At 44.2% G+C, this 25421-nt stretch carries 19 protein-coding genes; 10 read left to right on the plus strand and 9 right to left on the minus strand.

Annotation, left to right across the window (positions count from 1 at the left end; genetic code table 11):
- The first annotated feature begins 19 nt into the window (after positions 1-19).
- The 5 genes from MHN30_RS22170 to add all read left to right on the plus strand — a co-directional run bounded on the left by MHN30_RS22170 (position 20) and on the right by add (position 6007).
- Positions 20-919, plus strand: coding sequence for a DUF2914 domain-containing protein (locus MHN30_RS22170; protein ID WP_239361168.1), 900 nt, complete (start codon positions 20-22; stop codon positions 917-919).
- 103 nt (positions 920-1022) lie between these two features.
- Positions 1023-1961: a hydroxymethylbilane synthase gene (hemC, locus tag MHN30_RS22175; RefSeq protein ID WP_045989735.1), complete on the plus strand. Its 939-nt coding sequence runs from the start codon at positions 1023-1025 to the stop codon at positions 1959-1961.
- Positions 1962-3779 carry a uroporphyrinogen-III C-methyltransferase gene (locus MHN30_RS22180; RefSeq protein WP_239361169.1) on the plus strand — a complete coding sequence of 606 codons (1818 nt, stop codon included), beginning with the start codon at positions 1962-1964 and terminating at the stop codon, positions 3777-3779.
- Entirely contained in the window at positions 3776-4879 is a 1104-nt protein-coding gene (locus tag MHN30_RS22185) for a heme biosynthesis HemY N-terminal domain-containing protein (protein WP_039491018.1), read from the plus strand. Before MHN30_RS22180 ends, MHN30_RS22185 begins: the two co-directional genes overlap by 4 nt.
- Positions 4880-5011: 132 nt before the next feature.
- Positions 5012-6007: an adenosine deaminase gene (gene add / locus MHN30_RS22190; RefSeq protein WP_039491021.1), complete on the plus strand. Its 996-nt coding sequence runs from the start codon at positions 5012-5014 to the stop codon at positions 6005-6007.
- A 20-nt stretch (positions 6008-6027) separates the two neighbouring features.
- Here add and MHN30_RS22195 read toward each other — a convergent pair whose 3' ends face one another.
- The 3 genes from MHN30_RS22195 to ubiD all read right to left on the minus strand — a co-directional run bounded on the left by MHN30_RS22195 (position 6028) and on the right by ubiD (position 8854).
- Positions 6028-6435: a CBS domain-containing protein gene (locus MHN30_RS22195; protein WP_039491023.1), complete on the minus strand. Its 408-nt coding sequence runs from the start codon at positions 6433-6435 to the stop codon at positions 6028-6030.
- A gap of 155 nt (positions 6436-6590) precedes the next feature.
- Entirely contained in the window at positions 6591-7304 is a 714-nt protein-coding gene (gene fre / locus MHN30_RS22200; RefSeq protein ID WP_010378155.1) for an NAD(P)H-flavin reductase, read from the minus strand.
- A 77-nt stretch (positions 7305-7381) separates the two neighbouring features.
- Positions 7382-8854 (minus strand): 4-hydroxy-3-polyprenylbenzoate decarboxylase, encoded by a 1473-nt coding sequence (ubiD, locus tag MHN30_RS22205; protein WP_069022841.1) that lies wholly within the window; start codon positions 8852-8854, stop codon positions 7382-7384.
- Between the two features lie 316 nt (positions 8855-9170).
- On the opposite strand from ubiD, the gene MHN30_RS22210 reads away from it, so the two are divergent.
- Complete coding sequence (locus MHN30_RS22210; protein ID WP_130163263.1) at positions 9171-11783, plus strand: EAL domain-containing protein; 2613 nt, start codon at positions 9171-9173, stop codon at positions 11781-11783.
- Here the strand turns inward: MHN30_RS22210 and MHN30_RS22215 are convergent.
- Both MHN30_RS22215 and MHN30_RS22220 read right to left on the minus strand, forming a co-directional pair.
- Complete coding sequence (locus MHN30_RS22215) at positions 11780-12550, minus strand: tetratricopeptide repeat protein (RefSeq protein ID WP_130163264.1); 771 nt, start codon at positions 12548-12550, stop codon at positions 11780-11782. The two genes, MHN30_RS22210 and MHN30_RS22215, sit on opposite strands and share 4 nt — an antisense overlap.
- An 89-nt stretch (positions 12551-12639) precedes the next feature.
- Positions 12640-14034, minus strand: coding sequence for a M20/M25/M40 family metallo-hydrolase (locus MHN30_RS22220; RefSeq protein ID WP_130163265.1), 1395 nt, complete (start codon positions 14032-14034; stop codon positions 12640-12642).
- A gap of 191 nt (positions 14035-14225) precedes the next feature.
- Here MHN30_RS22220 and dbpA point away from each other — a divergent pair, with 191 nt between their 5' ends.
- Complete coding sequence (dbpA, locus tag MHN30_RS22225) at positions 14226-15608, plus strand: ATP-dependent RNA helicase DbpA (RefSeq protein ID WP_130163266.1); 1383 nt, start codon at positions 14226-14228, stop codon at positions 15606-15608.
- On the opposite strand, the gene MHN30_RS22230 is transcribed toward dbpA, so the two are convergent.
- Positions 15597-16181: a DNA-J related domain-containing protein gene (locus MHN30_RS22230; RefSeq protein WP_130163267.1), complete on the minus strand. Its 585-nt coding sequence runs from the start codon at positions 16179-16181 to the stop codon at positions 15597-15599. The two genes, dbpA and MHN30_RS22230, sit on opposite strands and share 12 nt — an antisense overlap.
- 71 nt (positions 16182-16252) lie before the next feature.
- Here MHN30_RS22230 and MHN30_RS22235 point away from each other — a divergent pair, with 71 nt between their 5' ends.
- Complete coding sequence (locus tag MHN30_RS22235) at positions 16253-19087, plus strand: response regulator (protein WP_239361170.1); 2835 nt, start codon at positions 16253-16255, stop codon at positions 19085-19087.
- Here the strand turns inward: MHN30_RS22235 and MHN30_RS22240 are convergent.
- The 3 genes from MHN30_RS22240 to trxA all read right to left on the minus strand — a co-directional run bounded on the left by MHN30_RS22240 (position 19084) and on the right by trxA (position 22276).
- Positions 19084-20346 carry a methyl-accepting chemotaxis protein gene (locus MHN30_RS22240; protein WP_130163269.1) on the minus strand — a complete coding sequence of 421 codons (1263 nt, stop codon included), beginning with the start codon at positions 20344-20346 and terminating at the stop codon, positions 19084-19086. The two genes, MHN30_RS22235 and MHN30_RS22240, sit on opposite strands and share 4 nt — an antisense overlap.
- 138 nt (positions 20347-20484) lie before the next feature.
- Positions 20485-21744: a transcription termination factor Rho gene (gene rho / locus MHN30_RS22245; RefSeq protein WP_010378171.1), complete on the minus strand. Its 1260-nt coding sequence runs from the start codon at positions 21742-21744 to the stop codon at positions 20485-20487.
- Between the two features lie 205 nt (positions 21745-21949).
- Positions 21950-22276, minus strand: a complete 327-nt coding sequence (gene trxA, locus MHN30_RS22250; protein WP_010378172.1) for a thioredoxin TrxA — start codon at positions 22274-22276, stop codon at positions 21950-21952.
- Positions 22277-22367: 91 nt separating this feature from the next.
- Here trxA and rhlB point away from each other — a divergent pair, with 91 nt between their 5' ends.
- The gene (gene rhlB, locus MHN30_RS22255) at positions 22368-23648 is read left to right on the plus strand and encodes an ATP-dependent RNA helicase RhlB (RefSeq protein WP_017219421.1); all 1281 of its coding nucleotides are present in this window, start codon (positions 22368-22370) and stop codon (positions 23646-23648) included.
- 52 nt (positions 23649-23700) lie between these two features.
- Positions 23701-25209 carry a guanosine-5'-triphosphate,3'-diphosphate diphosphatase gene (gene gppA, locus MHN30_RS22260; RefSeq protein ID WP_222242021.1) on the plus strand — a complete coding sequence of 503 codons (1509 nt, stop codon included), beginning with the start codon at positions 23701-23703 and terminating at the stop codon, positions 25207-25209.
- Positions 25210-25421 lie beyond the last annotated feature (212 nt).

Below are 25421 nucleotides of genomic sequence, written 5' to 3' on the forward strand. Positions count from 1 at the left end.
CAGATACAGGAGCAAAGCAATGTCACAAAAGATTGTCATAAAAACGTCGGTGAGTAAGCAACCCTCAGAGCCCTCAGCGGTGACCTATCAATGGCACTGGAAACGCATTTTTATGGCAACGGCAGCATTTGCTGGCATTGCAACCGCGGGTGTTTATGGTGTCGTGGATAACGTTAACGCAGACGAAGACGATGTCCAAGTGGCAGTACCTATACATGCCACCATTGCAAAAACCGATACATCACTGAATGACTCTCCTGCATCAGTAGACTCTAACGAAGAGCGTGAAGTCGGGCTGCTAAGTGCGGATACCTCACCCGATAGCGTGTTAACGACGCCCGAACTCACCCCTACTGGTGCCGCGACGACCTCAATGGAGGTCGCTCAAGTCATTGCGTTAGACCAGGAACAGCAACAAGCTTCTGAAGAAACAGAAACAGAAACAGAAACAGAAACAGAAACAGAAACAGAAACAGAAACAGAAACAGAAACAGAAACAGAAACAAGGGCTGAAGCTAAAAATCAATTTGATGCTGAAGCGCGCATAGCCAGTGTCGCGCTAGGGGCAAAAATCGACACGCAATTTATCAGCCGCGCTGTACTCACTACTATGATTGACGACCGCGAACCAACGAACGTGTTGAAAGACGTGATTGCGACCACTCAGTTTAGTGACAAGCTTTACTTTTTCACTGAAGTACACGCGCTTAAAGATCAAGTGGTGTCGCACCTGTGGTTCCATCAAGACGAGTTGATGGCAGAAGTGGAGCTGCCGATCCAAGCCGCGCGCTATCGTACTTATTCAAGTAAGAACGTCATGCCGAGTCAAACCGGAGATTGGCGTGTTGAGGTGGTGACGCAGTCTGGACAACTGCTTGCCCAAAAGACGTTCCGCATTGTGGATAACAGTCAGCAATAATCTTACTCGCAGTATTGTGTATGGCAGCATGTGACCGACTGCCATCACCACATAGTTAACTATTTGCAGCGGCAATAACGCTGCAATAAATGAAAGGCAAATCATGACAGAACAAGTTTCCATATTACGTATTGCAACGCGCAAAAGTGCTTTAGCGCTATGGCAAGCCGAATTTGTGAAGGCAGAGCTTGAAAAACACCATGCGAATCTAAAAGTAGAGCTCGTGCCGATGTCGACGAAAGGCGACAAGATCTTAGATACGCCACTGGCAAAAATTGGCGGTAAAGGGTTGTTCGTCAAAGAGCTTGAGCAGGCCATGTTAGAAGGGCGCGCAGATATTGCAGTGCATTCAATGAAAGATGTACCTGTTGATTTCCCTGAAGGGCTTGAGCTGCATACTATTTGCGAACGTGAAGATCCAAGAGACGCGTTTGTGTCAAATACTTATACCTCACTGGCAGAGTTGCCTGAGGGCGCTGTGGTTGGCACTTCAAGCCTGCGTCGCCAATGTCAAATTCGAGCGGCTCGTCCGGACTTAATCATTAAAGACTTACGCGGTAATGTGAATACTCGCCTAGCCAAGCTAGATGCGGGTGAGTTTGATGCCATTATTTTGGCCGCGGCGGGACTTATCCGTTTAGAAATGGTGGATAGAATCGCAAGTTATATTGAACCTGAAGATTCATTACCGGCCAATGGCCAAGGCGCTGTCGGTATCGAATGTCGTAGCGATGATGCTCAAACCAAAGCATTCCTCGCACCACTGGAACACACTGATACACGTATTCGTGTACTTGCCGAGCGCGCAATGAACCGCCGTTTGGAAGGGGGATGTCAGGTTCCAATCGGTGCTTATGCAGAAGTCTCGGGCGATCAGGTGCACTTGCGCGGCTTAGTAGGTGCTGTCGATGGCAGCGAAATCTTGCGCGGCGAATGCTCTGGTACGGTTGCAGAGGCTGAGCAACTTGGAATTCAATTGGCAGAATCCTTACTTGCGCAAGGTGCAGATAAAATTCTTGCTGAGGTTTATAGGGACGCTTAAATGAAAGTTGTGCTAACTCGACCCGTTGGCAAATCAGAGCCTTTATCTGAGTTACTGACACAGCAGCAAATTAGCTCAGTGATTTGCCCAGTATTGCAGCTTAACGAAGTGGCAGTGAGTGACACCGCCAAAGCAATGATAAGCGAAGCCGAGTTAGCTATTTTTGTCTCGCCAGATGCGGTGCGATACTTTCACCAATTAGAAGTACCATTAGCCGGACATTGCGCAGCTTTTGCTGTTGGCGAAGGCACGGCCGATGCTATCCAGCAGACCCTAAATATCAAGGCTAAATATCCTAAACAACCTGATTCCGAAGGCTTGCTTGCACTCCCGCAGCTGTCCTCTGTTGAGGGCAAGCGTGTATTGTTGGTCAAAGGGAAAGGCGGGCGTCCCGTTATTGCGCAAACTTTAAAAGCGCGAGGTGCTATCCTTGACAGCTTGGTGGTTTATGAACGCGTTGCCGTAAAAGACAATGCAGATGGCTGGTTAGACCACTGGCGAAGCCAGCAGATTGAAGGTATAGTCATTACCAGTAATAGTGCAGCGGATGCGATTTTTAATACGCAGTCGTCAGCAAGTAAAGATTGGTTGGCTCAGCGCACTTTCTTTGTTGTGAGCCAACGTATTGCTGAGCATGTACAGCAATCCTATAACATCGAACAGTCTCAAATTGTGGTATGTCATGGCCCTGATAATCGTGCCATCGCAGGGAGTATCATCGACTATACCAAGCAGCAAGGGCGCAAAATGACTCAGTCTGAATCGCAAACAAAGAATACAAATACCCAGCAAGCTGTAAAAGCAGCAGAGCAAACCGTAACGCCACATCACGCTAAGGCTGGTGTGAGTAAGGTTGCGCTCCTTGCATTATTAGTGGCACTAGGTAGTGGCGCTGGTGCTGGCTATGTTTATTTGCAACAGCAACAACAGTTGCAACAAGCGTTGTTAGCTAACCAAGCGATTAACGCTGAAAATCAGCTACTAAACACACAGCTGAGTGGCGCTAAATCGCAACTTCAGCGAGTAGAAAATGTGCTTGATTCGTTGCAAGACAATGTCGCAAAGCGATTGGCTGAGCAGCAGCAACATGTGGAAACCCAGCTAACGCAGACGCTTGCCAAGGCGCAGCAGCAAGTAAGCGGTGCCGTGGCCTCTGAGGCATTGTATTTACAGCGCCTTGCTGCATTTAAGGTCGAGGCAGAGCAAGATTATCTTGGCGCAATCGCTATTCTGCAGCGCTTGCAAGAGAGCTTAGAGTCTGAGTCCAACACGGCTGCCGTTAAGCAGGCGATTGCTACAGATATTGCCGCTTTGAAGGCCTTGCCTAAGCCACAAACGGAGTCACTTTACTTTGAGCTTCATGGTTTATTGTCTCAAGTTGATACGCTAACGATCAAAACCAAGCAGATTCCGCAAAAGGCAGCGAGTGAAGATGCTGCGCTATCGCAACAGGTTGATGATTGGCAAGCGAACTTAAAGCGCTCTTGGCGGGGGTTGGTTGATGACTTTATTACCATACGTCATCATGATGAAGTGGTGATAGACCCACTGCTCGATAAAAACGAGCAGCTGCTTATACGCACGCAGCTGCGTGCTTATTTAACCCAAGCACAAACCGCATTAATAGATCAACAGGCGAGCATTTACTTCAGTGCGCTTGATAGTGCAGCCGACACATTGGCGCGTTATTTTGATACGCAACACGCGCCTGTGAGCGCGATGCAGCAGGCTTTAAACAAGCTGAGCCGCAGTGAAGTTCAGCGCCAAGAGTCGATTGAGCTTGCCACCCCTGCAGCAGTAAAAGGGTGGCTAAAATGATGGCAAAAATCATCACCTTCGCGCTTATCTTTATCGCGCTAGCCGCCAGTCATTTGCTCATTGATGAGAAAGGCTATGTGTTGATCTCGTTCAATCAAACCACGATTGAAGGCAGCATAGTGTCTTTCACTATCTTGTTGTTGCTTGTCATCACCGCTTTAGTGTTGTTGGGTAAGGTAGTGCGTTGGTCGTGGCATCGCCTTGTCAATACGAAAGGTCATTTTTCCAGAAAGCGTAAACTAAAAGCGCAACAAGCATGGAACGAAAGTTTGTGGCTATTTATTAACGGCGAAGTGGAACAAGCAGCAACCTTGTTGACGAAAACGCCGCAGCCGGATGAACGCCAAGACTATGTGCGTGCCATCGCAGCCAAAGCGGCGTTAAAGCAAGGAGATGTTGTCAAAGCAAATACTGAGCTAGAAGCTATATCGGATGACAACCAAGGGCAGCTCGCGGCACTATGGCTAGAGGCAAATAATAGTGAACAGGCGTTGGCTTTACTTGATGATAAAATGTCTGCGGCTAAACCAACTTCAGCGGTGCTTAGCGGTTACATTTTAGCTTGCCTGCAGGCTAAGCAACCCGAGCTGGCCGCTGCACAAATCGCGAAGTGGCACAAAAAGCTCAACTGGAGTGATACGCAGTGGCAGAGTGTGTTCGAGCGCATGTTTGTAATAGCCCCAGAGCAAGCAGACACTTTGTTCAATATGCTACCTAAGGCAGTAAAAGCACATGCAATACCAGCCCTTAATAAAGTGAAGCTGCAACAGGGACGCATAGCGGAAGTGTTGGGCGAGCTCAAGAAGCTGCTTAAACAAGGTCAATATCACCAGTTAGCGGACTATCTGCAACACAGCACGCAAAGTAGTAATGAACTCAAATTAGCACTGCAGCAGCAATTGAAAAAACATCCAGATGACAAGGAGTTGCTGTTCTCATTGGCTTGCCTTTGCAATGCTGAGGGGGATTATGAGCTTGCTGCGAAGATCTTTGATTCCTTAAGCGCAAACCCTTGGGAAGCGCGCTGGAGTAAGCAAGCTCAGCTCGCCTACGAAAAAATGCATACTTACGAGAAAGCGTATTTAATCGCAAAATCGTAACGAAAAGCCTGCGCAGCAATGTGCAGGCTTTTTTGCATTAAAGTTAGCTATACTCAATTCTGACATATGTCCTTGCTATCTCAGTTTAGGTGCGTATGATCCCAAAAATTTTAACTGCAAATCGAGTCTCTTATGATCAATAACACACTCCCACTATTAGATTTACATCGCCACTTAGATGGTAACGTTCGTGCTACAACGATTTTAGAACTTGGCCAGCAGTTTAATATGGATTTACCGGCAACGGATCTCGAAGGTCTACGCCCACATGTTCAAGTGTTGGACAATGCACCCAATCTAATGGCGTTTCTTGAAAAACTAGATTGGGGCGTAAAGGTACTTGGTGACTACGATGCTTGTCGCCGTATTGCGATTGAAAATGTTGCCGACGCAGTTGCACAAGGTATTGATTACACAGAGCTAAGGTTTAGTCCTTACTACATGGCAAAAACCCATAATCTACACCCGCAGGGCGTTGTTGAAGCCGTAGTCGACGGTGTACAAAGTGCAGTTAAAGGCCAAGACATTAAGGTTAACCTGATCGGGATTATGTCACGCACATTTGGTGTGGAAAAGTGTCAATATGAGCTAGACGCGCTACTTGCCTTTAAAGAGCAGTTGGTTGCGATTGACCTCGCGGGTGACGAGCTGGGCTTCCCAGGCGAGCTGTTTATTGAACATTATAAACAGGTTCGCGATGCTTACCTTGGGGTGACGGTACATGCTGGTGAAGCGGAGGGCGCGGTAAGTATCTGGCAAGCCATTAAAGAACTTGGTGCAACACGTATCGGTCACGGAGTTAAAGCAATCCATGACCCAGCTCTGATGGACTATTTACGTGATAATCGTATCGGGATCGAGTCTTGCCTAACCAGTAATATCCAAACAAGTACTGTCGAAAGTTTAACCACGCATCCATTGAAAGCATTTTTAGATCATGGTGTATTGGCAACCATCAATACCGATGACCCTGCGGTTCAAGGTATCGAGTTGGACAACGAGTATAGCCATGCAGCTGCGGCGGCAGGTTTAGATTTGAGTGATATCCATAAAGCGCAGCGCAATGCGGTTGAGATTGCCTTTTTAAGCGAAGCTGATAAAAAAGCGTTGCTTGCAAAGAAAGCGTAGGCTGAAATTGCTGTGTGGGATCACCCCGCACAGCTAAGATAACTCTCTTTTAACGCCGCAACGACTTGGCTGCGCGTCACAATTCCAATCACTTTGCCTTCATTGAGTACGGGATAAACCTTAGGACTATTTTGCTGCATACGTTGTGCAAGGTCGACAACGGTTGTTGCAGCTTCAATGCTGAGGGCAGGCGTAGCCAGTAAGTCTCTCAGCTGTACTTTACCATCACAAAAGTAGCTGGAATTAAGCAAAGGCTTGAGTAGCTGCTGCTCTGAAATAAATCCAACAAGATGGCGCTGTGCATCTATCACTGGCGCACCAATTAAATGATGCTTTTGTAGCAAACTAATCGCGTCGGTTAGCTCGGTCTCGGCGGTTAACAGTGGGAAATCAGGTGACATGATGTCACGAACATAGAGTTTACTCATCATACTTCTCGCGGTGTTTGTGTGTAATATGAGAGTAGCGATTGAGGCTGCTTTGGTAAAATGGATTGTTTTGATTGGTTCGTTCTGTTTTTTCAATGTGTGACTAAAGACCTGCCACACATTGGATAAATTGCTATTAAATAACTTGTCTTAAGTTACTTAATAAACGCAAAAGCGTCGGCGTACATAAAGTCGCGCTCAGCACCATGATTGATAAAGTCATCACGCACGATGCCAATCATGTCAAAGCGGCCTGCCATATAAATGCTGTACGGCTCTAAAGAAACGATATCTTTCATCACAGCCTGATGAACGAAACCACGATGGCCTTTCCATGCTTCACTGGCATTTTCTACCACAGGAATAAACTGAAAGTGTTTATTTGAGGCGGCCCAAGCTTCCATCTCCGCTTTTGCATATAGCGCAGCTTCTTCTTTTACACCCCAGTAAAATAATACTGGTTGGTCGTAACCCGTTTCAGCCAAGTGATCGGCCATAGATTTGACATAAGAAAATCCAGTACCGCCGGCAAGGAGTACTAGTGGACGCGCTTGATCAACACGGATCTGAGATACGCCAAGACCAACTTCTAATGCAACGGTTTGCTTTGTATCAAAAGCGTTACGTAGGTGATCTAGTGACTGCATGGCATAAGAGTCAGCGCCAGAAGCACCGATATGTAGCTCTAACTGCTCTGTTTTTGAAGGGCTGCTGGCAATCGAGAAAGCACGTTTGTCTTTTTCACCAAGTACCAATTGCAGATACTGGCCGGCTTCGAATTGCACCGCTTCTTCAGGTTTTAATATAACTTTGTGAACAAATTCCGTAAGAGGTGTAATTGAGACAACCTCTGCTGCTAATACTTGCATGTGTTACCTTTATTAAGCACGTGGCTAAAGTCTGTGCACTCTAGCATAGCTGAGTGCACAATGTTAGATGATATATGTCATTTGATGGTGATCCCTAGGGTATCCCAAATTTCGTCAACGCGTTGTTTAACCTCGGGATCCATAACGATAGGCTCGCCCCATTCACGGTCGGTCTCACCCGGCCACTTGTTAGTTGCGTCCATACCCATTTTAGAACCAAGACCAGATACAGGGGAAGCAAAATCGAGATAATCGATAGGTGTGCTTTCAACTAAGGTGGTGTCTCTTGCGGGGTCCATACGTGTTGTTATCGCCCAAATCACATCATTCCAGTCGCGAGCATTTACATCATCATCGCAAACAATGACAAACTTGGTGTACATAAATTGTCTAAGGAAAGACCATACGCCCATCATCACGCGTTTAGCATGCCCCGGATACTGCTTTTTCATGGTGACGACCGCCATGCGGTATGAGCAGCCTTCTGGTGGAAGGTAAAAATCGACGATTTCCGGAAATTGCTTTTGTAAAATAGGTACGAATACTTCGTTAAGGGCAACACCAAGAATAGCAGGCTCATCAGGCGGGCGGCCCGTATAAGTGCTGTGATAAATTGGATCTTTGCGATGCGTCATATGGGTGACAGTCATTACAGGGAAGTCGTCAACTTCATTGTAGTAGCCTGTGTGATCGCCATATGGACCTTCTGGTGCGAGCTCGCCCGGTTGAATATATCCTTCTAAGACGATTTCGGCACTCGCTGGTACTTGCAGTTCGTTAGAAATAGATTTAACGACCTGCGTCTTACTACCACGCAGTAGACCTGCAAATGCGTATTCGCTCAAAGTATCGGGAACCGGAGTTACGGCACCTAAAATCGTCGCCGGATCAGCGCCAAGTGCAACCGATACCGGATACGGTTCGCCCGGATGCTCTTTGCACCACTCTTGAAAGTCAAGCGCGCCGCCGCGATGTGATAGCCAGCGCATAATAATTTTGTTTTTACCCAATAGCTGCTGACGATAAATCCCTAGGTTCTGACGCTTTTTATAAGGACCTTTGGTTACCGTTAACCCCCATGTGATTAAAGGTGCGGCATCACCAGGCCAGCAATGTTGAATAGGTAGTGTCGTGAGATCGACCTCATCACCGCTCAATACGACTTCTTGGCATGGCGCTTTTTTCACTTCCTTGGCTGGCATATTCAACACTTGTTTGAATACCGGTAGCTGGCCGATGGCTTCTTTAATTCCCTTCGGTGGATCGGGTTCTTTTAAAAAAGCAAGTAACTTGCCGACTTCTCTTAGCTCACTGACATCGCTTTGTCCCATCCCCATTGCAACGCGCTTTGGTGTGCCAAATAGGTTAGCCAGTACCGGAATGTCATAACCTACAGGGTTTTCAAATAGGATAGCGGGTCCACCTGCTCGCAGCGTTCGATCTGCAATTTCAGTCATTTCTAGTTTGGTGGAAATGGGCTGCTTGACGCGAACAAGTTCTCCTTGTTTTTCAAGCTGGGCTATAAAATCTCGTAAGTCTTGGTATTTCATCGGCGCACTATGAGTTGAGTTTGGCCTAGTATATCAACTAGGCATATTTTTCCTAGCTGTACGGATGGGATGGTGAAAAGGTTTAGTGACTCACTTTTGCGTCTACAGTATTTCGAAATAGACTACACTTTCAGAACTTATCGGCTTGTCAGTACGCCGGAGCAAGTGTATAAATTGTTATAAAATGATGTGTGTGTTGAGTTGTTTTGATATGAAACAAGCAAAAATCGACTTTCGATGTAGCTCACATACCCTTTGCGCTATAGTCGCCGCGGTTGCATAAAACGATATCCTGAGGGGTCTGAGTTTGAAGTTGATGTCAAAATTGCTCGGGGGGCTGCTGTTGCTGTTTTGTATTTCAGCACCAGCTAACGAGTTACCATATTATACTTTTTCTAATCATAGCGCGGTGATGTTGATCATCGAGCCCACGTCTGGAAAAATTTTGGATGCCAATAAGGCTGCTGCCGCATTCTATGGTTATAGCGAGGCGGTACTAGAATCAAAAGTCATTCAAGATATCAACTTATTTACTGCCGAGCAGGTTGCCAATGAGCGTCAAGCGGCTTTAAATGAAGGCCGTAACTATTTTATCTTCCAACATCAAACTGCAGACGGTAGTGTGAAAACAGTAAGTGTTCACTCGACACCATTTGAAGATAGCGATGGCAAACCTAGGTTACTTTCTATCATTCAAGATATGAGTGAGCAGCGTAAGCTACAGCAAGATCTTTGGCATTACCAAGCCAATCTTGAACAACAGGTCATGCTGCAGACTGAAAAAATCAAGCAAGCCAATATGGTACAGGTCATTTTGTTAACTGCGGTAATTGCTGTGCTTATTCTATCGATGGCGGTGTTGATGACCGTTTTGGTCAGGCTAAGGCGCTCCAATCAGCGAGCACAAGACCAAGGTGCGAAACTTAGTGCCATTTTTGATGGTATTAAAGCATATCTGGTGTTTACGGATGAAACTCATCACATTGAAGCCGCTAATGGCTCAGTGTTAAAGGATTTTGATAGTTTAGAATCGTTAAAATCAAAATCTATTTATACCTTATTTGATGTGCTTGATAGTGAAAAGCTGCTAACGGAAGGAACGCTTGAGTGCCAACTTGATGCGCGTTTTGGCTATCGCAATGTTCGGGTTTCTTGTGCCCCTGTGGTCAGTGAAACACAAGCAAAGCTTGGTTTTATCTATGTTATTCAGGATATTACGGAAGAACTTGAGAATGAAAGAGAACAGCGCTTAGCAAGTACGGTATTTTCGACAACCACGGAAGGTGTGTTGGTCTCCGACAAACATAATCAAATCCAAATGGTAAATCGCGCATTTAGCGAAATTACAGGCTTTGGCATGGATGAAGTGATTGGGGAAACGCCTGCAATCCTGAATTCTGGACGTCACGATGAGCGCTTTTTCAACGCGTTATATGATGACTTGGTTAATAAAGGTCATTGGGAAGGAGAGATTTGGAACAAGCGCAAAAATGGTGAAATTTATCCGAGTTGGCTGCAGGTATCCGCAGTATTTAATGAAGCTCGGGAAATTGATATGTATGTAGCCCTATTCAGCGATATTACCTCGAGAAAACGTAATGAACAGTTGATGTGGCAGCAAGCCAACTTTGATAGTTTGACGGGCCTTGCAAATCGCCATCATTATCACGTTAAATTTGATTTAGCGTTAAAACGAGCAGCTCAACTAGAAGAGCGCTTTGCTATTTGTTTTATCGATCTTGACCGCTTTAAAGCAGTGAATGATACGCTTGGGCACCATATTGGTGATCTATTACTCAAAGAAGCAGCAAACCGTATTAATGAGTGCGTGCGCAGCTCTGATACCGTTGCAAGGTTAGGTGGGGATGAATTTGCTTTATTGCTACAAGATATAAGTTCTATCAGTGATTTAGAGCTGGTTGCGACGAAGATTTTACGTGCGTTAGCCAACCCTTTTCATTTGGAAGGGCACGAAGCTTATGTATCCGGTAGTATGGGGATCACGCTTTACCCAGATGACGGCACCGATCGAAAAATTTTGCTCCGTAATGCCGACAGTGCAATGTATAAAGCCAAGGAACATGGTCGCGACTGTTTTCAATTCTATACTTCAGCGATGCATCAACATGCCAAAGCGCGTAGTGTGTTAGAAAGTGCTTTGCATAAAGCACTTTCTAATCGAGAATTATCACTGGTGTACCAGCCCATTTTTTCACAGCTTGGCAGCGGCGACCTCGTTGGCTGCGAGGTGTTGTTAAGATGGAAAAGTGAGTTGCTGGGCCATGTTTCACCCGAGCAGTTTATTCCCGTTTGCGAAGAACTAGGCCTTATCTTACCCATTGGAGAGTGGGTGCTGTATCACGCTTGTTCTCAAGTTAAAGCCTGGCAAGACAACTACGGTAGACCCTTATTTATTGCAGTTAACGTTTCTAGTATCCAGTTTAAACGCCAAGATATGGTCGAGCTAGTAAGGAAGGTACTTAGAGATACCAAACTGGAAGCAAAATATCTGACATTGGAAATCACAGAGTCGGTACTAGTTGAAAACTCAGACAAAATATTGTCACAACTAAAAGCATTAAGAGAAATGGGCGTAGAACTGGCGATTGACGACTTTGGTACTGGATATTCGTCGTTGAGTTACCTCAAGCGCTTCCCGCTTTCTAAATTGAAAATTGATAGAACCTTTATTCGAGATTTACCTGAAGATGAAGAAGATAAAGCGCTCGTCAGTGCGATTATCTTGATGGCGCATAAATTGAACTTAAGGGTCATTGCGGAAGGGGTTGAAACCCCTGCACAATGCATGTTTTTAAAGAATTTACTGTGTGATATGACACAAGGCTATTTTCATTCTAAGCCTGTGGCACAACAAGAGTTTGAAGCAAACGTTTTGACTATGCAGTATCACAAGCAAAGTCACAGTTAACAAGGGTGGTCTTGGCATAACTTAGCCAGCGCCGTTTGTGCTTTATGATTACCTTGCTCGGCAGCAAGTTTAAGCCAGTGGATCGCTTTTTTAATGTCTTTTGCACCGCCTTCACCATCGCGAAGCATTGTCCCATAGTTATATTGTGCCCAAGGGTTGCCGGTTTTAGCCGCTGCTGCAAATCCCGTTTTTGCTTCTTCAAAGTTTCCTTGGCTGTAAGCGTGAATTGCTTCTTGATTCTGTGCTGAAATTTTGGGTCCATTGTATAGCGGCTTCGGCTTTTTAAATCGTTGTCTAACAACGCCGCCAAGCACATGGATCCCGACGGGTCTGTAGACTGAGACTATGGTGTCATCGTCAAGTAAGTCTAATAGGTTATCTTTTTCTAGCGTCAGCCTTTGTGGTTTAAAATAGTGATCGGTCATTAGCATGCTGACACGGATATCTCGGGTGATGTTACGCATCGTACGGTAAGTGTAGGCGCTTTCCTTTACTTCAATGTTGTCATCTGTCAGCTCAGTAATTTGTAAGACCTGAAAAGCCGGATCATAAGCTTGCCCTATGTTTTTACCAGCATCAAAAATAATCAGGTCATCGATTTGTGGGGATGCTAAGTATGTTTGATAACTAGCGATTTGTTGTTGATATTGGTTATAAAAGTAAAGTGCAATAGTGACCACAATCAGTGCCGACACGGTAAGTTTATATTTACTGATAAAGTTGAATATTGTGTCGTAAAAGGAAAAAAATACGCTTTTGATTTCCATATTCTATTAGTTAGTTAGGTGTGGGTATGTCTAAGGTAGGCAACTTGAGTGTAGGGGACAAGTGTACTTGTCCCCATAAGTGTAAGATTTTATTTCCCTGCCATTTTCGTTTTGGCGTCGGCTGCCATTAAGGCAAATACAGCGTATGCCGCGGTATTTTGCTTTAATTTTGCCGGATCGACTTTATCAAGCGTGTCATCAGCTGTGTGGTGATAATCAAAATAATCTGTGCCATCTTGGTGTAAAGCGAAGATTGGCGCCGATGTGGCATTTTTCAGCGGAATTAAGTCAGGACCACCATGTGCGCTATTCTTGCCAATATAAGTAACGCCAAGTGGCGCCAATTGCTTTGCAATCTCACGTACAACCGGTAAGGAAGCGGCATTTACGTTTGATTCAAATGCATACACTACATCTGCACCAAAATCGGACTCGGATGCGGCTACGATGCGGTCTAATTCTGCCTGATGCTTTTTAAAATAAGCTTTTGCTCCCCAAAGACCGAGTTCTTCTGCTGCAAATAGGACTACCCGGACACTACGTTTAGGGCGTTTTACATCGGCAATGTGCTTTGCTGCTGCCATCGTTAATGCAACACCTGCGCCATCATCGAGTGCACCAGTACCCAGATCCCAAGAGTCTAAGTGACCACCAATTAAGACATATTGCTCTGGAAATTCGGTGCCCGTGAATTCACCGATGACGTTGTAACTGGTTCCTTCACCTAAGTCCTCGGTTTGAATATTTAGCGCGACTTTAACGGTATGACCTGAGTTGATAAGGCGTGCTAGCTGATCCGCATCAGGGTTGGCAACTGCAGTGGACGGGATCTTTGTCACTCCCGCTTTATAGTGACTGCCGCCAGTGTGCGCGAAGCGGTGGTGGCTGGTGCTTACAGAGCGCATCATATAGGCGATAGCGCCTTTTTTAGCCGCTTCTACGGCGCCGCTATTACGAGCTCTTACCGCAGGTCCATAGCCATTACCATCAATGTCGCGGTTCATGCGGTAATTAATAAAAGCTATTTTACCTTTTAAGCTATTGTCTGGCGCGGCAATCAGCTCGTCGAGAGTTTCAAATAAAATTACCTCACCACTTAGCCCATCTTTTGGTGTGCTGACGCTGTTACCGAGCGCAGTAAGGTGTAGCGGTTGTTCGCTCGGTATCAGGATTTTTGCAGACTCATGGTAGCGGCGCCATTCAGGAAAGGTTGCTTCCTCAAGCCAGACTTTGTCAAAGCCCAATTGCTCAAGTTGTTTCTTTGCCCAAGCTACCGCTTTTTTATCATTTTCGGTACCCGGTAAGCGTGGGCCTACTTCTGTGGTGAGGGATTCTAGTAGTTGCCAACTTAGGTTGCTGTGGCTTGCGGCTTCTCTAACTTGTTTAACTTGTTCTAATTGTTGTGTAGTAAATTCTTCGGCTTGCAGTGCTGTACTCAAACCTGCGCTTAATAAACCAAATGCCAATAGTGATTTAAACTTCATGATAATCCTTGGTAAAAATGGAGTTACCGAGAGATTAAAGCATAAATTGTGATGTAAGTCCGTGTATTGCGATGAGGATAATTCATCCACAATCTAGGGGCGCTTTATCTTGGAATAATAGAGTAAAGCGGTTAGCGAATTTACACATTTGGTATAAAATACGCGATTAAGATAGCGAATAGGAAAGCACTGTGTCGATCACTTCATTTTCTCAATTACCTCTAAACCAAGCGCTTGCTCAGCGCCTTGTAGATCTTAACTACATGGTGCCAACAGCAGTACAGTCTGTGAGTTTAGCGCCGGCGCTGACTGGACTAGATTTAGTCGTGAAAGGGAAAACCGGATCTGGTAAAACATTGGTGTTTTCACTTGCGCTGCTGAATAAGTTGCAGCCCGAGTGCAATGAGGTTCAGGCTTTGGTGTTATGTCCAACGAGAGAGTTGGCTGATCAAGTCGCACAAGAGATCAGAAAAGTTGCGGCTTTAATTGGTAACGTCAAAGTGCAAACACTCTGCGGAGGAACGCCAATTGAACCTCAAACACGGGCGTTGCAACATGGCGCGCATATTGTTGTTGGTACACCAGGTCGGGTTGAAGAGCATGTTTTTAATGGTTCACTCATGCTAACTGAAACGCAGACTGTGGTATTCGACGAAGCTGATCAGATGCTGGATATGGGCTTTACTGAAACGCTAGAAAGCATTTTAGTGTATGTGCCTGAAGTTCGACAAACACTAATGTTTAGTGCGACTTACCCAGATAAGATCATGAAACTGGCGAAGCAATATATGCGTGAGCCAGAGTTTGTTGAAGCGAAAGAAGAACAAGCACACCACAGCATTAAGCAAACCTTTTATAAGTTAGACAACAATAAAATGCGCTTTAACGCACTGAGAGTGCTGTTAATGCAGCATCAGCCGCAAAGCTGTATCGTTTTTTGTAATACTAAAGCTGAGACTAAGCGACTATTTGAAGAATTACGTCAAACCGGACTTGCTTGTGTCGAGTTACATGGCGATTTAGATCAAGGTGAACGTGAGTGGTCATTGCTCACTTTTGCCAACAAGAGTGCCAATATTTTAGTTGCCACTGACGTGGCCGCTCGAGGGCTCGACGTTGAGGAAGTTGAGCTTGTGGTTAACTATCATTTGGCGCTTGAGCCGCAGACGCATATTCACCGTGTTGGTCGTACGGGTCGGGGGGAGCACAAAGGTATCGCAGTATCTCTTTATGGAGAAAAAGAAGCCTTCAAAATAAAACAGTTGGCGGAAATATATGGTCAAGAGCTAAAACATGGCACGTTGCCAGGTCATTCACTGCTCGAAAAACCAGCCTATAAGTCGAATATGGTGACCCTCATGATTGAAGGCGGAAAGCAGCAAAAACTCCGCAAAGGAGATATCGTCGGCAGTTTGACTGGTGAAGAAGGCATAAGCTTTAAGCAAATTGGTAAAATCAATATTTATGATGTGCAAACATTCGTGGCTGTAAAACGCGAGGCAGTGAAGCCTGCACTACGTAAGCTTAACAATAGTAAGATTAAAAATAAGCGCTATAAAGCTTTACGTGCTTAAGGCCTGCTTGAGTATTTCATACTCGTTCATTAAACGTTTGAATGTTTCCTCATCACCTGATTTATCTGGGTGATGAGTCAGGGCCAGTTTTCTCCAGCATTGACTTAACATCCTGCGATCATAATCTTCAGGTAGCTGCCAGCGTGTTTTAATCGCGTTTAATTCGTCATGCTTGATGGCAAGTTGCTGGCGAGCGCCGCTAAATGTAAATTGTTGCCAAAAATTATCTAACAGAACACTCACTTCTTCACTACTGGTTTCGTAATGCTGCCAGTCTAAATAGTAACTTCTGAGCGGATCATCTAACGCTAATGGATGTTTATCTAATTGTGGAACTAGATAAATATTGAGAGCTTCTACATGTAGATATTGGCCCTCAGCGAACACTTCTTGCTGGAGTTGATACAAGGCATTCATGATCAGGAAGTTACGTTTAAATAGATTTTTATTTTCATCTTCATCAAGGCGAGGTAGTTGCTGTTGTTCCATCAGAGCGGCGGCAATAGTGTGCACTTTTAAAGATTGATTTTGACAAATTAGTCTAAAAATAACATCTGTTAGCGGATTGAACATTGTCGCCTCTTTAGTCTTGGTGTATCTTCACACTACCACGCAGACTAAATGATAAGCAATGGAGAGCAACAATGAATTTATCGAGGCTACTAAAGCCCTGGTCTGTGTTTGCCTGTAGCCTGTGTTTCTCCAGTTGTTTTCAAGTTAACGCCACGCTAAATGATAGTACCCTTGCTGAGCGGATCTCTGAGATTGAGCAAACCACCAATTGGCAACAACAAAAAATGCTGGGCACTGAGTTGCTCACGAAGCAAAACCTAGGAAAGACAAGAAAAATAGAGCTTTTGCTTAGCCTAGGTAAATCTGCTTACAAACAAAATCAATTCAAAGATGCACTCGTTTTTCTCAACCAGTTAGAGTTGATAACGCAATCAGATAGACTGAGTGACAACCATTTTTCAGCGGTAAAGGTTCAAGGGATCTGCTACTTTTACCTTGGTCATTATCAACAGGCAATTGAGTTTTACTCACGGGCATTAGCGTTAGCTGAGCAACGTAATGTCCCCATCGAAATGGCTAATTTACATAGTAATTTGGGGTTAGCGTATTTTAATAGCTTCACACTTGACTTGGCACTGCATAATTATTTAAAAGCAGATGAGCTTTACCAAGAGTTTGGTAATGCTCAAGATCATGCCGATATTTTACTGAATATATCGGGTGTTTATATTCGCCAAGGAGCCTATGACAAAGCGGAAGAAATGCTCCATGAAGCCCTAAACGCATTCGTCGAGCTAAACGATGAATATGGTGTTGCACTAGCTCAAGCAGATCTTGGCGTGCTATACACTGAGACTAAACGTCCCGCGCTTGCCAAAGCGTCGTACCAAGCAGCAATTGCTTATTATGAAGCGCAGAATGACGTCCGCCACTTGTCATTTGAATATGGCAACCTTGCTTTATTGAGCTATTCACAAAACCAATTAGAATTAGCCGAAAAAGAAGCAAACTTTGCGCTCTATTATGCTGAAAAGGCTCAGAATCCTGCCAACCTCATGGAAGCTCAGTTCACCTTAGCACAAATCTTCTTTGCTCAAGGGCGGCTAACAGAAGCTCTGACTAATGCAGAACAAAGTTTAGCGGCTAGTCGAGTTATGCATGAACAGAAAAGAGAGCGTATGGCACTTCGTTTGTTAGCGCTGATTGAGGCTGCACAAGGAAATATTAAGCGCGCTAGAGATTATGACTCACAAAATTTGGAAGCGCAAAACCGCTTGATGAATGATGACATGCTGAAACGGATTAATGACTATCGTGCTAAGTATGAGGCTAGTGAGCTTTCTCGAGAAGTCGAAGTGCTCAAGCAAGAACAAAAATTACAGCTACTGAAAGAGGAGCAGCGCAGCCAATTACAATTGTTGGGTGTTATCATCGCGCTGTTAACCTTACTGACCACTTTCGCACTCTATCGACGTAAGGTAGAGCAAAGAGCAAAACTAGAGTTAAGCCAAAAAGTAGCGTTGAGAACATCTGAGCTTCAGCAAAAAGCGGATGAGTTAAAAGCGGCCAATCAAGTGAAAAGTCAATTTCTGGCAAACATGAGCCATGAAATCAGAACGCCACTTACTACGGTGCTGGGACATGCAGAAGACTTGTTGGTCGAACAAGATTTAAATGCTCAGGCACAAGCATCGGTCAGAACTATTTATAATCAAGGATTACATTTACGCGATCTCGTCAATGATATTTTGGATTTAAGTCGAATCGAAGCCGAGCGGTTAGAGCTAGAAGCAACTGAATTTTCGGTAAGCAGCTTACTTGCTGACTTATGTGATATGTTTCAACAAAATATACAGAGTAAGCAATTAGAGTTTATCGTCTGTGATCAGGTAAGGACTAACGCTTATGTACGTTTGGATTACATTCGAGTAAAACAAATACTAATAAATTTGCTAAGTAATGCCCTAAAGTTTACCGAAAAAGGTCGTATCGAATTGGAAGTATCTGAAACGCACCATGGTTTACAGTTTGTGGTGAAGGACACCGGTATTGGTATGACTGAGCAGCAGATAGGTCGAATTTTTGATAATTTCCAACAAGCTGACAACAGTATAACAAGGCGCTTTGGTGGTTCTGGGCTGGGGTTAAGTTTGTCGAGCCAGCTTGCTCACATGATGAGTGGTGAAATCAAAGTACAAAGTGTTGTCGATCATGGCAGTGCGTTTTCCTTCAGTGTACCTTGTACTGTTTATCTCAATACGGCTATTGCCGAAATTCAGGAGCCGCAATCTAAGCAACCTTTGCTCTCGGGTACGGTGCTGGTTGTGGAAGATCACCCAGAGAATCGGCAGCTATTCTCTCGGATGATTGAGCGAACTGGTGCGACGGTTATTGTAGCCGAAAATGGTGCTCGAGCGGTTGAACAGTGTCTTAGTGATTTTCCTGATGTGGTGCTTATGGACATTCAAATGCCAAGAATGGATGGGGTTGAGGCACTTCGGATCATTCGCTCAGCGGGTTACTCTGGTCCAATATACGCATTAACCGCTAATGTGTTGATGGAAGAGGTAAAATCATATATTGACTCAGGGTTCAATGGTCACATTGGCAAGCCGATTAATAAAAATGAATTATTAGCGGTATTGAATACGCACTTAAACTTTGAGTCTGACGGCAAAGCGTATGAACTTAATATTGATTTATCGGATTTGCGAGATAGTTTCGCAAGCACTTTTGAGCAAGAGCGCTACTTGCTGATTGATGCATGGCAAAACAAAGACCTGGTCACACTTCAGACTATTTGTCATAAACTGGCTGGGGCAGCATCCATGTTTGAATTTCCGGAGCTTGCAAGCATCGCAATCGAATTTGAGAAAGTATTAAAGCAAGGAAGTGAAGACCAATTTCAATCTCTGTTTTTAGCTATGTGTGATCAGCTAAAATCTCAAGAATCATTAGCCTCCTAAAATAGCTCTATATCGTCGGAATCATCCACCTTTAGATTGTCAGGTTGCTCATCATCACTGATAGATACTCGGGAGCTGTCTTTTCTGGTATCGAGTTCTGGCGTGTAATCTGAAATCTTAAACATGGATAACTTTGAATGAATACTTTGCGAAAGGGCAATGAGGTCACGATTGGAGACGGCCTGTATTTTGGTACTTGAAAGGGCATCGGAATTCAGGTGTACCATTGACTCTATACTTTCTTGAGCTGCGTCAGAGGCTTGTTTCTGCTCTTCAACTTGTTGATGAATGTCATGGGACATTTGGTTGATAGAAAGCATCGCATTTTCTATTTCATCCACTTCTTTTGTAGAAGCTTCGCTTAATTTTACGGTGTTATCTGTTTCCTTTAGTGCCGCTTGCATCAGCGCATAAACAGAATCTGTACCGGATTGTATTTTTCTTATGACTTGGCTTACTTCCTTGGTTGATTGACTCGTTCGTGCTGCCAGATTACGCACTTCGTCAGCAACGACGGCAAAGCCTCGTCCTAACTCGCCTGCTCGTGCGGCCTCAATTGCGGCATTCAGTGCAAGTAAGTTGGTTTGCTCTGCAATACCGTTAATGACTTCAAGCACAGAACTAATTTCATTGCTGTCAGTTTTGAGCAATTCTATTTGTTCACTGGTTTTCTTGATGTTGTCTGCAAGTGTGAGCAGACTTTCTTGGCTTTTATCGGTATCTAATCGGGTCTGTTTCACTGCCGTTGTGGCATTCTCTACAGATGCGTAGATCTGCTCTAAGCTAGTATCTAAACGCGCAGAAATCTCTAACATAGACTGTATTGAGGTAGCTAAGTATTCACCGTGAGTGTGCTGAAGTGTTGCCTTTTGTGTCATGGATGCATAGGTATCTCTTAAGCTATCCGCCATTGGGTGAAGTCGAGAAGAAGATGCGTACACTTCACTAATTATATGTTCTATAACGGCGAAGCAATCATTCATTAGTAGGCAGGACTTAGAAATATTTTTATCTTGTTCGTTAAAGCGATATGTTAGGTCGACACCATTGTCACTGATAAAATTGCGAACTAGATGCTCCATATCTTTTTCAGCAGAAGAGGCTTTTTTTAAACATAAGAATTGCAATAATGCCCCGAGTGTTAAAGCGCTAACTGCGACGGCCACTCTAGCCTCATCAGAGGATAGTAAGGTAATAGCGAGTGTTACTGAAGCCAAGTTAAAAAGCGTGACAGCGGCAATAATACGACTCGGCTTCATTCTATGTCCCTAGGTTCATTATTCAAATTTGGTTTAAATTCACTAGGTAAGGTATAGAACAAAAACAGGCAGTTGGCGAACCTGAAACGCAAAAAGCCAGCATAAGCTGGCTTTTCAATAACTAGACTTAGAGTCTACTTACTTACGACGCATTGAGTCGAAAAACTCATCGTTTGTTTTGCTCATGGAAAGCTTATCAATAAGGAATTCCATCGCATCGATTTCACTCATTTCATGCACAATCTTACGCAAGATCCACATTTTCTGAAGTTCGTCAGTTTTCGTCAGTAGTTCTTCACGACGAGTACCTGAACGGTTGAAGTCGATAGCTGGGAATACACGTTTTTCCGCAATCTTACGGTTTAGGTGTAGTTCCATGTTACCCGTACCTTTAAACTCTTCGTAGATAACTTCATCCATCTTAGAGCCGGTATCGATAAGTGCCGTTGCGATGATGGTTAAGCTTCCGCCTTCCTCAACATTACGCGCAGCGCCAAAGAAGCGCTTAGGCTTGTGAAGTGCATTGGCATCAACACCACCAGTTAATACTTTACCTGATGAAGGAATAACTGTGTTGTATGCTCGAGCAAGACGTGTAATTGAATCAAGTAGAATAATAACATCCTTCTTATGCTCAACTAAGCGTTTTGCTTTTTCGATTACCATTTCTGCTACCTGAACGTGGCGGTTAGCTGGTTCATCAAACGTAGAGGCAATAACTTCACCTTGAACAAGGCGCTGCATCTCAGTTACTTCTTCCGGACGCTCATCGATAAGTAGTACCATCAAAGTTGCATCTGGGTTGTTGTATGTGATGGACTGAGCAATGTTTTGTAGCAACATTGTCTTACCCGCCTTTGGTGGTGCAACGATAAGTGCACGCTGACCTTTACCAATTGGAGAGGCAAGGTCTAATACTCGAGCGGTAATATCTTCGGTACTACCATTACCGCGTTCCATTACCATACGCTCATTAGCATGAATAGGCGTTAGGTTTTCGAATAGGATTTTGGTACGAGAGTTTTCAGGCTTATCGAAGTTAACTTCATTAACTTTCAATAATGCAAAATATCTTTCGCCATCTTTTGGTGGTCTGATTAAACCAACGATGGTATCACCGGTACGCAGGCTGAAACGTCTAATCTGGCTCGGAGAAACATAAATATCATCAGGGCCAGCTAGGTAAGATGCTTCTGAAGAACGTAAAAAGCCGAAGCCATCTTGTAAAATTTCTAAAACACCGCCGCCGTATATATTCTCGCCGCTTTTCGCGTGCGCTTTCAAAATAGCAAAGATAATATCTTGTTTTCTTAAACGAGCTACGTTTTCAAGTCCCATGGACTCAGCAAGTTTTACAAGTTCATTGATTGACTTGTCTTTTAATTCGCGTAAATGCATATTGGTGGGTTCTTTATTACAGTTGTCATTCTCGTTAGTTTCACGAGAGAGGTTGATTTGATAAAGCTTAAAGGTTTGTGGCTTTATAAGTTAGCAGCTAGGCGTCGGGTCGTCCAGTGTTTATACAAATTTTATTCTATTAAAAATGATATAGATCAGCTTCACAACTGCGGCAGTTATGCCGCAGAGTGTGTAACAGCCTGAATTATAGGTTGTTTTCTAAGAACTCAACAAGTTGAGTCTTAGATAGAGCACCAACTTTAGTTGCTGCTACTGCACCATCTTTAAACAGTAATAGTGTTGGAATACCACGGATACCGTACTTAGGTGGAGTACCTGCGTTTTGGTCGATATTTAGTTTGCCGATCGCTACGCGGTCACCGTGTGATTCTGCAACTTCATCAAGGATAGGCGCAATCATCTTACAAGGGCCACACCATTCTGCCCAGAAATCTACTAGTACAGGCTTGTCAGATTTGATTACGTCAGCTTCAAAGCTGTCATCAGTTAGTTGGATAATTTTGTCGCTCATTACGCTCTCCGTTAGAATTAGGCGAAATATTTAATGCGTATTTAAACACTCTTGTTTCTTATTGCAAGTTTAAACGTTATGCTTTATTGCTATGACTAAGACACATTTGACCAATAAAAAATTCAACGACTTTGCTTTAGCGCCGGAAGTGGTCGCCGGTTTACAGGAAAATGGCTTCGAATTTTGTACGCCAATCCAAGCAAAGTGTATACCTTACATCTGTGAAGGCCGCGATATCGCGGGTCAGGCACAAACTGGTACGGGCAAAACTCTTGCGTTTTTGACCGCGACCTGTCATCGCCTATTGCAGACTAAAAAGGATAAAAAAACGCAACCTCGTGCAATTATTATGGCACCGACTCGAGAGTTGGCTATCCAAATACATAAGGACGCGCAAGTCATTGCGCCACGTTGTGATCTTAAGCTTGCCCTTGTATATGGTGGCGAAGATTACGAAAAACAACGGGCTCAATTGGAAAAAGGCGCGGATATACTAATCGGAACGACTGGGCGTTTAATCGATTTTTATAAGCAGGGTGCTTATAACCTCAATGATATCGAAGTGGTTGTGCTAGATGAAGCAGACCGAATGTTTGATTTAGGTTTTATCAAAGACATTCGTTATTTGTTCAATCGCATGCCAGGTCGTGAAGAGCGATTAAATCTATTATTCTCTGCAACACTGTCATACAGAGTGCAAGAGTTAGCATTCGAACACATGACCAATCCTATTCATGTGCAAATTGAGCCAGATGTTAAAACGGGCAAGCGTATTCAAGAAGAGCTATTTCACCCGTCAACAGATGACAAAATACCTTTACTACTGACTTTGATTGAAGAAGAGTGGCCAGAGAAGGCAATCATTTTTGCTAATACTAAGCACAGCTGTGAAAACGTATATGCATGGCTGAAAGCAGATGGCCATCGTGCAGGCTTGCTTACTGGAGACGTGAATCAAAAGAAACGCCAATCAATTTTAGCGCAGTTTACGCGTGGCGATGTTGATTTACTGGTTGCGACTGATGTTGCTGCGCGTGGTTTACATATTCCTGAAGTAAGTCATGTGTTCAACTTCGACTTGCCGGATGACAGAGAAGACTACGTTCACCGCATTGGTCGTACGGGTCGAGCGGGTGCATCTGGACATGCGATTAGTTTCGCGTGCGAGCAATACGCCTATAATTTACATGAGATAGAGGAATACATAGAGCATGCAATTCCTGTTTCTCATTATGACAAAACAGCACTATTAACTGACTTGCGTGCGCCTCAAGTAAATAAACGTCGTCATTCAGGTCATGGTAATAGTGGTAACAAGCAACGTGGTGGTGGTCGCCGAACAGGTGGCTATAGAAAACCACAATCCAAGTAACCTTGGGTAGTAAAGTAGTAAGCGCTTAAAGCGATTTGTTGAGGTTTAAAAAGTGGCAAAGACTGCTTCGAAGGAAGATATTTACGCTGTAATAGACTTAGGTTCTAACAGCTTTCATATGTTGATAGCGAAACATATGGCAGGCGGTATTCACACCATTGGCCGTGTGAAAAGGAAGGTGCGGCTGGCATCTGGGCTTAATGACCAAAATGAATTGTCGCTTGAGGCGATGCAAAGAGGATGGGAATGTCTTGCTTTGTTTGCTGAGCGCTTACAGGATATCCCCAAGCAAAACGTCAGTATTGTCGCGACAGCGACATTGCGTTTGGCTACTAATGCTCACACATTTATCGAAAAAGCGGAGCAGATCCTTAATCATCAGGTAAATGTGATAAGTGGAGAAGTGGAAGCAAAAACCATTTATAAAGGTGTCGCTCACACATCTGCCTGTCAAGGTAAGCAACTCGTTATTGATATCGGTGGCGCGAGTACCGAAGTCGTGATCGGAAAAGGCTTTGATGCCTTACTGTATAAAAGCTTAAATATGGGTTGTGTGACTTATCTAGATAGATATTTCAGCGATGGCCTATTAAGTCTCGAAAACTTTGACGTTGCTGAGCAGGCTGCAAAGCAGGTAATACAGCCTATCCAGGCCAAATATATAAAGCTTGGCTGGGAGTTAGCCATTGGTGCGTCAGGTACTGTTCAAGCCATTCAGGAAATTTTCGCTGCGATGGGCGAGAATGAACAACTGACGCTAAACAAGTTGGAAGAAGTAAAGCTTAAAGCAATTGAATGTGAAACGGTGGCTGCGCTAACTTTACCTGGGCTAATTGAAGAACGCCGCTTAGTCTTTGTATCGGGCCTTGCAATTTTGATTGCACTATTCAAGTCATTAGGTATTCAATCTATGGGTCTTGCCGGTGGCGCACTTCGAGAGGGTGTACTTTATAGTATGATCCCTGATTTTCAGGCTGTCGATATCTGTCAGCGCACATTGGATGGTTTCACTCAGCGTTATCATGTTGATACCGAGCAGGCGCTGCGAGTATACGAAGTGGTGTCTGATATTATCGCCCAAGTGTCATCAAGCTGGAGCCTGGATGAACAAGCGAGTCTTCACTTGGCAAAGGCAATCGCATCTCTTCATGAAATAGGCTTGCTGATTGACTATAAACAGTACCATAGACACAGCGGCTATATATTGGCGAATACTTCGATGCCTGGATATAGCAAAGCGCAAAAAGATATTATCGTTGCTATCGTTAAAAATCACAGAGCCGACCTTGTTGCCAAAGATTTTGACCGATTAGGTTGTCACTTTGAATACGCTAAGCTGTTGTGCGTCGTAGTTCGACTTGGTGTTTTGCTATCTATGCGTAGAAAAGATGATGTTCTACCTAAAGTAACAGTTCAAGCCAACAATGAAGAGAAAAAGTCCCTGACAATGCAAATGCCCGATCCTTGGTTATCTCTTCATCCGTTGATGCTAGCGGAGCTCGTTCAAGAAGCGGCTTACCTATCAAAATTCGGTTGGGAATTAAAAATAGAGCGCGTTTAGCGCTCTTTTTGTTTGTAAAACATGCAAAAACAACCGTCTTAGAGTGATTTCTATCCAAACGATCTGTTTTTTGCAATTTTCTTTAAAAAAAGGGTTGCACTAAAATCGGATCGCCCTATAATGCGACCCCACTGACACGGGGCGCTACGCTGAAAAGCAAAGCAGCAACGAGTTAGCGTCAAGTAAAACTTAAGTTCGAAACTTCTTCTCAA

The sequence above is a fragment of the Pseudoalteromonas sp. OF7H-1 genome (genome assembly GCF_022347825.1).
Classification (GTDB): domain Bacteria; phylum Pseudomonadota; class Gammaproteobacteria; order Enterobacterales; family Alteromonadaceae; genus Pseudoalteromonas; species Pseudoalteromonas maricaloris.

What these genes read in the sequence shown, in the direction of transcription:
- MHN30_RS22170 (WP_239361168.1), top strand. Translation starts at nt 20, where the DNA reads ATGTCACAAAAGATTGTCATAAAAACGTCGGTGAGTAAGCAACCCTCA.
- hemC (WP_045989735.1), top strand. Translation starts at nt 1,023, where the DNA reads ATGACAGAACAAGTTTCCATATTACGTATTGCAACGCGCAAAAGTGCT.
- MHN30_RS22180 (WP_239361169.1), top strand. Translation starts at nt 1,962, where the DNA reads ATGAAAGTTGTGCTAACTCGACCCGTTGGCAAATCAGAGCCTTTATCT.
- MHN30_RS22185 (WP_039491018.1), top strand. Translation starts at nt 3,776, where the DNA reads ATGATGGCAAAAATCATCACCTTCGCGCTTATCTTTATCGCGCTAGCC.
- add (WP_039491021.1), top strand. Translation starts at nt 5,012, where the DNA reads ATGATCAATAACACACTCCCACTATTAGATTTACATCGCCACTTAGAT.
- MHN30_RS22195 (WP_039491023.1), bottom strand. Translation starts at nt 6,435, where the DNA reads ATGAGTAAACTCTATGTTCGTGACATCATGTCACCTGATTTCCCACTG.
- fre (WP_010378155.1), bottom strand. Translation starts at nt 7,304, where the DNA reads ATGCAAGTATTAGCAGCAGAGGTTGTCTCAATTACACCTCTTACGGAA.
- ubiD (WP_069022841.1), bottom strand. Translation starts at nt 8,854, where the DNA reads ATGAAATACCAAGACTTACGAGATTTTATAGCCCAGCTTGAAAAACAA.
- MHN30_RS22210 (WP_130163263.1), top strand. Translation starts at nt 9,171, where the DNA reads ATGTCAAAATTGCTCGGGGGGCTGCTGTTGCTGTTTTGTATTTCAGCA.
- MHN30_RS22215 (WP_130163264.1), bottom strand. Translation starts at nt 12,550, where the DNA reads ATGGAAATCAAAAGCGTATTTTTTTCCTTTTACGACACAATATTCAAC.
- MHN30_RS22220 (WP_130163265.1), bottom strand. Translation starts at nt 14,034, where the DNA reads ATGAAGTTTAAATCACTATTGGCATTTGGTTTATTAAGCGCAGGTTTG.
- MHN30_RS22230 (WP_130163267.1), bottom strand. Translation starts at nt 16,181, where the DNA reads ATGTTCAATCCGCTAACAGATGTTATTTTTAGACTAATTTGTCAAAAT.
- MHN30_RS22235 (WP_239361170.1), top strand. Translation starts at nt 16,253, where the DNA reads ATGAATTTATCGAGGCTACTAAAGCCCTGGTCTGTGTTTGCCTGTAGC.
- MHN30_RS22240 (WP_130163269.1), bottom strand. Translation starts at nt 20,346, where the DNA reads ATGAAGCCGAGTCGTATTATTGCCGCTGTCACGCTTTTTAACTTGGCT.
- rho (WP_010378171.1), bottom strand. Translation starts at nt 21,744, where the DNA reads ATGCATTTACGCGAATTAAAAGACAAGTCAATCAATGAACTTGTAAAA.
- trxA (WP_010378172.1), bottom strand. Translation starts at nt 22,276, where the DNA reads ATGAGCGACAAAATTATCCAACTAACTGATGACAGCTTTGAAGCTGAC.
- rhlB (WP_017219421.1), top strand. Translation starts at nt 22,368, where the DNA reads ATGACTAAGACACATTTGACCAATAAAAAATTCAACGACTTTGCTTTA.